Origin of the sequence: Actinokineospora pegani, assembly GCF_009745975.1 — a bacterium.
Classification (GTDB): Bacteria; Actinomycetota; Actinomycetes; order Mycobacteriales; family Pseudonocardiaceae; genus Actinokineospora; species Actinokineospora pegani.
Genome location: NZ_WHOL01000118.1, coordinates 1 through 7,994, shown reverse-complemented (window position 1 = coordinate 7,994; position 7,994 = coordinate 1). Strand labels below are relative to the sequence as shown.

Annotated in this window: 1 protein-coding gene; it reads right to left on the bottom strand. The window is 76.9% G+C overall.

Annotation, left to right across the window (positions count from 1 at the left end):
* A partial coding sequence (locus GCL84_RS25645; RefSeq protein ID WP_156758128.1) for a type I polyketide synthase occupies nucleotides 1-7,994 on the bottom strand: 7,994 nt, incomplete at both ends.

The window sequence follows — 7,994 nt, the reverse complement described above, 5'->3', positions numbered from 1 at the left end:
TCCCGCAGCCGGTTCCGCAGCTCCACCGACGTCAACGAGTCGAACCCGGCCTCCTTGAACGGCGTGTCCTCTCGAACGGCGTCCACATCGGAATGCCCGAGCACAGCCGCGATCTGCTCGCGGACCAGGTCCAACAGCGACGCCTCCTGCTCGGCGGGGGCGAGCCCGGCCAGCCGATCGACCAGCCCGCCGTCACCCGCGGCCGCGACCTGCCGCGCCAGCCCCTCCCGCAAGTGCCGCGCGAGCACCGCCGGGGTCGGGTAGTCGAACACCAACGTCGCGGGCAGCTTCAACCCCGTCTCGTCCCGCAAGCGGTTGCGCAGCTCCACCGAGGTCAGCGAGTCGAACCCGGCGTCCTTGAACGACGTGTCCTCCCCGACGGCGTCGATGTCGGAATGCCCCAGCACGGCGGCGATCCGCGCGCGGACCAGGTCGAGCAGCAGCGTCTCCTGCTCGTCGGGGGCGAGCCCGGCGAGCCCGCGCACCAGGCTGTTGCCCGGCACGACCGCCGCCCTCGCCTGCCGCCTGCCCGGCCGGACCAGGCCGCGCAGCAGGTGCGGGACCGGGTCGCCCGCCCGCATCGCGGCCAGGTCCAGCTTGATCGGCACCAACAGCGCCTCGTCGGCGCGCAGCCCGAGGTCGAACAGGGCCAGGCCCTCGGCCCGCGTCAGCTCCTGGACACCGCCGCGGCTGGCCCGCGCGTGGTCGACGGCGCCGAGGTGGGCGCCCATGCCGATGCCGCGGTCCCACAGGCCCCAGGCCAGCGACAGGCCGGGCAGGCCTGCCGCGCGGCGCTGGGCCATCGCCGCGTCCAGGTAGGCGTTGGCCGCCGCGTAGCTGCCCTGGCCACCGCCGCCGATGACGCCGGCGACGGAGGAGAACACGACGAACGCGGTGAGACCGGCGTCCCGGGTCAGCTCGTCGAGGTGGCGCACCGCGTCGACCTTGGGCGCGAACACCCCGGCCAGCCGCTCCGGCGTCAGCGCGCTGACAACGCCGTCGTCGAAGACGCCCGCGGTGTGCACGACACCGGTCACGGGGTGCGCGGCCAGCAGCGCCGCCACCTGCTCGCGGTCGGACACGTCGCAGGCGACCACGGCCACCTCGGCGCCCTGCCCGGCCAGCTCGGCGGTCAGCTCGGCGACCCCGTCGGCGTCCCGGCCGCTGCGGCTGGCCAGCACCAGCCGCCGCACACCGTGCCCGGCCACCAGGTGCCGGGCGACCAGGCCGCCCAGCGATCCGGCCCCCGAGACCAGGACCGTCCCCTCCGGACCGAACACGGCCCGCCCGGCCGCGTCCTGGCCCGCGCCCCGCACCAGGCGGGGGACCAGGAGCGCCTTGCCGCGCGTGGCGATCTGGGCCTCGCCCGAGGCCAGCGCGGCCCCGAGGACGGGCTCCACGCCGAACTCGCTCGTGGCGTCGACGTCGAGCAGCACGACCCGGTCCGGGTTCTCGGCCTGGGCGGAGCGGACCAGCCCCCACACCGCCGCGGCGGCCGGGTCGGTCACCGTGTCGAGACCACCGGCGGGCACCGCGCCCCGGGTGGCCACGACCAGCCGCGACTCCTCGAGCGCGGGCACGGTGAGCCACGCCTGCACGACCTCGAGCACCTGGGAGGTGACGGCCAGCGCGTCGTCGTCGCCGGGGACTTCCACGACCGCCACCGGCGGCGCGCTCCCGGCCAGGGCCAGGACGTCGTCCGCGGTGGCCACCAGCGCCCACTCCGGCACGGCCCGGTCCTGGGCGGGGGGCAGCTCGGTCCACTCGACCCGGAACAGCGAGTCGCGGACCTCGTCGGCGACGCCCGCGGCGGACACCGGTCGGGACACCAGCGAGTCCAGCGTCAGGACCAGCCCGCCGGTCTCGTCGGCGGCCTCGACCGCCAGCGCGTCCGCGCCGGAGGGCGCCACCCGCACCCGCAGCGCCGAGGCGCCCGCGGCGTGCAGGGCGACGCCGTTCCAGGCGAAGGCCAGCACCGGCTGCCCGGGGTCGTCCTCCGGGCCCGCGACCGAGGCGGTTTGCAGCGCCGCGTCCAGCAACGCCGGGTGGACGCCGTACGCGCCCGCCTCCCCGCGGAGCCGTTCGGGCAGCGCGACCTCGGCGAACACCTCGTCACCGCGCCGCCACACCGCCCGCAGGCCCTGGAACGCGGGCCCGAAGGCGTAGCCGCGCTCGGCCAGGTCCGTGTAGAAGGCCCCGACCCCGACCGGCTCCGCCCCCGCGGGCGGCCAGGCGGTGAAGTCGAACCCGGAGCCGCCCACCCCCGGGGTGCTCGACAGCAGGCCGGTGGCGTGCCGGGTCCACGAGCCCGTCGCGCCGTCGCGCAGGGAGTAGACGTCCACCGCGCGCGTGCCGTCCTCGGCCGGTCCGCCCAGGGCGACCTGCACCCGCACGCCGGTCTCGGGCACCACCAGCGGCGCCTCGACCACCAGCTCGTCGAGCACCGGGCACCCGGCCTCGTCCCCGGCGCGCACCGCGAGCTCCACGAGCCCGCTGCCCGGCAGGATCACCACGCCGCCGATGGCGTGGTCGGCCAGCCACGGGTGCGACCGCGGCGACAGCCGCGAGCTGAACACCAGCCCGTCGGACTGCGGGAGGTGGGTGACCGCGCCCAGCAGCGGGTGGTCGGTCCCGGCCAGCCCCAGCGCGGCGGCGTCGGTGGGCGTGTCCGCCGCGTGCAGCCAGTAGTGCCGGTGGTCGAACGCGTAAGTCGGCAGGTCCACGGCAGCGGGCGCCTGGGGCAGCACGCCGGTCCAGTCCAGCGCCACACCGCGGACGAACAGCTCGGCCATCGAGGTCAGCAGGCGGCGCGGGCCGCCGTCGTCGCGCCGCAGCGTCCCGGTCACCAGCACGTCGGCGGCGTCGGTGTCGTCGACGGCGTCGACGACCTCGGCGATGGGCTGCACCAGCACCGGGTGCGCGCTGATCTCCACGAACACCCCGTGCCCCTGGCCGATCAGGTCGGCCACGGCCGGACCGAAGCGGACCTGCCCGCGCAGGTTGCGGTACCAGTACCCGCCGTCGAGCACGCCCGCGTCCCGCACCCACTCGCCGGTGACGGTGGAGTAGAACGGCACCGCCGGGGCCTGGGCGACCACCCCGGCCAGCGTCTCGGCGAGCAGGTCGCGGACGTCCTCGACCTGGTTGGTGTGCGATCCGTAGTCGACCGCCACCCGGCGCACCCGCACCCCGTCGGCCGACAGCGCGTCGACGACCTGCCCCAGCGCCCCGGCCTCGCCCGCGACGACCACGGAGGCGGGGCCGTTGACCGCGGCCACCTGCACCAGGTCCGCCCACGGGGCCAGCCGCGCCACCGCGTCGTCCGCGCTGAGCGCCACCGACGCCATGCCGCCGCGCCCGGACAGGTCCGAGCCGATGGCCTGGCTGCGCAGCGCCACCACCCGGGCGGCGTCCGCCAGCGACAGCGCGCCCGCCACGCAGGCGGCGGCGATCTCGCCCTGGGAGTGGCCCAGCACGGCGTCCGGGCTCAGCCCGCACGACCGCCACACCTCGGCCAGGCCCACCATCACCGCGAAGCAGGCGGGTTGCAGCACGTCCACCCGGTCGACCAGCCCGGCGTCGGCCTCGCCGCGCAGGACGTCCACAAGGGACCAGTCGACCCACCGCTCAAGCTCGGCCGCGCACTCGGCGATCCGCGCGGCGAACACCGGGGAGGAGTCCAGCAGCTCCCGGCCCATGCCGAGCCATTGCGTGCCCTGCCCCGGGAAGACCCACACGACCTTGCCCGGCGTGCCCGCCCGGCCGGTGACGACTCCCGCCGCGGACTCGCCGCGGGCCACCGCCGCGAGCCCGGCCACGGCTTCGTCGCCGGAGCCCGCGACCACCACCGCGCGATCGCTGAGCGCGGCCCGCCCGGACACCAGCGCCCGCGCCACCCCCGCCAGGTCCGCGTCCCCGAGGTGCGCCGCCAGGCGACCGGCCTGGGCGGCCAGGGAACCGCTGCCGCGCGCGGAGACCACGATCGGCAGCGCGTCCGGGGTCCCGACAGCGGGATCGGCTGCCGCGTCGATCTCGGGCGCCTCCTCCAGGATCAGGTGCGCGTTGGTCCCGCTGACGCCGAACGCGGACACCCCGGCCCGGCGCGGGCGGCCGTCGCGCGGCCAGTCGCGGGCCTCGGTGAGCAGTTCCACCGCACCCGCCGACCAGTCCACCTCGGGGGTGGGGGCGTCCACGTGCAGGGTCGCCGGGAGCACCCCGTGCCGCAGCGCCTGGATCATCTTGATCACACTGGCCACCCCGGCCGCGGCCTGCGCGTGGCCGATGTTGGACTTGAGCGACCCCAGCCACAGCGGCGTGCCCGGGTCCCGGTCCCTGCCGTAGGTGGCCAGCAGCGCCTGGGCCTCGATCGGGTCGCCCAGCGCCGTGCCGGTGCCGTGCGCCTCCACGGCGTCGACGTCGGCGGCGGCCAGCCCGGCGTTGGCCAGGGCGCGGCGGATCACCCGCTGCTGCGACGGCCCGTTCGGCGCGGTCAACCCGTTCGACGCGCCGTCCTGGTTCACCGCGCTGCCGCGCAGCACGGCCAGCACCCGGTGCCCGCGCTCGCGCGCGACCGACAGCCGTTCCAGCACCAGGACGCCGATGCCCTCCGCCCAGCCGGTCCCGTCGGCCGCCGCGGCGAAGGGCTTGCAGCGCCCGTCGACCGCAAGGCCGCGCTGGCGGGAGAACTCCACGAACGCGCCGGGGTTCGCCATCACCGTGGCGCCGCCCGCGAGCGCCATCGAGCACTCGCCGGACCGCAGCGACTGCGCGGCGAGGTGCATCGCGACCAACGACGACGAGCACGCCGTGTCGATCGTCACCGCCGGGCCCTCGAAACCGAACACATAGGACACCCGGCCGGACGCCACGCTCGACGACCCGCCGGTCCCCGCGAAGCCCTCCAGCTCCGGGGTCACGACACTGGCGCCGGGGGCGACGTAGCCCTGGCCGAAGACGCCGGTGAACACGCCGACGTCGTCGCCGCGCAACGAGGTCGGGTCGATGGACGCGCCCTCCAGCGCCTCCCACGACGTCTCCAGCAGCAACCGCTGCTGCGGGTCCATCGCCAGCGCCTCACGCGGCGAGATCCCGAAGAACCCCGCGTCGAACAACCCGGCCTCGTGCAGGAACCCGCCCTGGTCGGTGTAGGAGGTGCCGGGGCGGTCCGGGTCGGGGTCGAACAGGCCCGCCAGGTCCCAGCCCCGGTCGGTGGGGAAGCCGGACACCGCGTCGCGGCGCTCGGCCACCAGCCGCCACAGGTCGTCGGGGCCGGTGACGCCGCCGGGGAGTCTGCACGCCATGCCGACGACGGCGATCGGCTCGCCCGCGTCGGCCGCGGCGGCGGTCGGCGCCGGGGCCGCGTCGACCAGCTCGCCGACCAGCTCGCCGCGCAGGTGGCGGGCGAGGGCCTGCGGGGTCGGGTGGTCGAAGACCATGGTGGCGGGCAGCTTGAGACCGGTGGCCTCGCGCAGCCGGTTGCGCAGCTCGACCGAGGTCAGCGAGTCGAAGCCCGCGTCCTTGAACGCGGCGTCCGCCCGGACCGCCTGCGCGCTCGCGTGCCCGAGGACGGCCGCGACCTGGCCCCGCACCACGTCGAGGAGCAGGGTCGACTGGTCGGCGGGGGACAGCCCGGTCAACCGGTCGGCCAGGTTGCCGCGCGCGTCGCCGGCTGAACGGGCCTGCTGCCTGCCCGCGCGGACCAGGCCGCGCAGCATGTGCGGCACCGCGCCGCCCGAGGCGGCGTCGGCGCGCACCCCGCGCAGGTCCAGCCTGGCGGGCACCAGCAGCGACTCCGGGGAGCCCAGCGCCGCGTCGAACAGGTCCATGCCCTCGGCCTGCGACATGAGCCGCAGACCGCCGCGGCGGTTCATCCGCGCGCGGGTGAGGTCGTCGGTGTCGGCGGCCATGCCGGTGCTCTGCTCCCACAGGCCCCAGGCCAGCGACAGGCCGGGCAGCCCGGCCGCGCGCCGGTTGGCCATGCGGCCGTCGAGGTAGGCGTTGGCCGCCGCGTAGCTGCCGCTGCCCGCGCCCATGAAGACCGCGGAGACCGACGAGTAGACGACGAACGCGCGGAGGCCGAGGTCGCGGGTCAGCTCGTCGAGGTGGCGCACCGCGTCGACCTTGGGCGCGAACACCCGGGCCAGCCGCTGCGCGTCGAGCGTGCCGACGACACCCGCGTCGATCACGCCCGCCGTGTGCACCACACCGGTCAGCGGGTGCTCGGCGGGCACGGCCGCCAGCAGCGCCGCGACCTGTTCGCGGTCGGAGACGTCGCAGGCGACCACGGCCACCTCCGCGCCCTGCCCGGCCAGCTCGGCGACCAGCTCCGCCACGCCGTCGGCGGCCGACCCGCGCCTGCTGGCCAGCACCAGGCGCCGCACACCGTGCCGGTCGACCAGGCGTCGGGCCACCAGCCCGCCGAGCGCGCCCGCCCCGGAGAGCAGGACCGTCCCGTCCGGGCCGAACCCGCTGGGGCGGTCCCCGGCGGCGGCCCTGGCCAGGCGCGGCACGGACAACCCCGTGCCGCGCGCGGCGATCTGCGGCTCGCCGGTGGCCAGCGCGGACCCCAACACGGCCTCGACGCCGGTGTCGGCGGCCGGGTCGAGGTCCAGCAGGACGATCCGGTCCGGGTTCTCCGCCTGCGCCGCGCGGACCAGGCCCCACACAGCGGCGGCGGCCGGGTCGGTCACCCCACCGTCACCCGCGGGCACGGCGCCCCGGGTCGCCACCACGAGCAGCGACTCCGCAAGGCCCTCGCCCGCCAGCCACGCCTGCACGGCGGACAGCACCCGCGAGGTCAGGTCGAGCGGCTCGCCGCCGGTGGCCGCCAGCACCACCACGGGCGGCGCGTCGACCAGCCCAGCCACGTCCTCGGCGGTGGTCACCGAGGTCCAGGCCGGCTCCGGCGCGGCCGTGACCGGGGCCAGCTCGGTCCAGTCCACGCGGAACAGCGACTCGCTGGTGCTGGCGCCGCCCAGCACCTCCAGGGGCAGCGGCCGCGACGCCAGCGAGGCGGCGCTCACGACCAGGCCGCCCGTCTCGTCCGCGGCGGTCAGCGCCACGGCGCCGGACCCGTCGAGGACCAGCCGCACGCGCAGCGCCGAGGCGTCCGCGGCGTGCAGGACGAGCCCACGCCAGTCCAGCGGCAGCCACGGCTGCTGGGTGTCCACGGCCAGGTCGGCCAGCACGGCGTGCACGGCCGCGTCCAGCAATGCCGGGTGGACGCCGAACCCGCCGGCCGCCAGGTCCTCGGGTAGCGCGACCTCGGCGAAGACCTCCTGTCCACGCCGCCACGCGGCCCGCAGCCCGCGGAAGGCGGGCCCGTGCTCGACGCCGCGACCTGCCTGGCCGGTGTAGACCTCGGCGATGTCCGCGCGTCGAGCGCCCGGCGGCGGCCACGCGGTGAAGTCGAAGTCCTCCGGCGCGGTGGGGACGGCGGACAGCACACCGGTGGCGTGCCGGGTCCAAGCGTCCCCGGCGTCTTCGCGCGAGGAGTACACGTCCACCGCGCGGGTGCCGTCCGGGCCCGGTCCGCTCAGCGCGACCTGGACCCGCACACCGCCGTCCTCGGGCAGCACCAGCGGGGTCTCGGCCACCAAGTGGTCCAGGGCCGAGAAGCCCACCTCGTCGCCCGCGCGCACAGCCAGCTCTACCAGCACGGCGCTCGGGACGACCGCGACCCCGTTGACGGTGTGCTCGGTCAGCCACGGGTGCGTGCGCGGCGACAGCCGGGAGGTGAAGACCAGGCCGTCGGACTGCGGCAGCCGCACCAGCGCGCCGAGCAGCGGGTGGTCGGCCCCGGCCAGGCCCAGCGAGGGCGCGTCGGTCGCCGCCCCGGTGGTGTGCAGCCAGTAGTGCTCGTGGTCGAAAGCGTAGGTCGGCAGGTCCACCCGCCCGGCCTGGGCGGGCAGCACACCGGTCCAGTCGAGCGCGACACCGCGCACGAACAGCTCGGCCATCGAGGTCAGCAGCCGCCGCAGGCCGCCGTCGTCCCG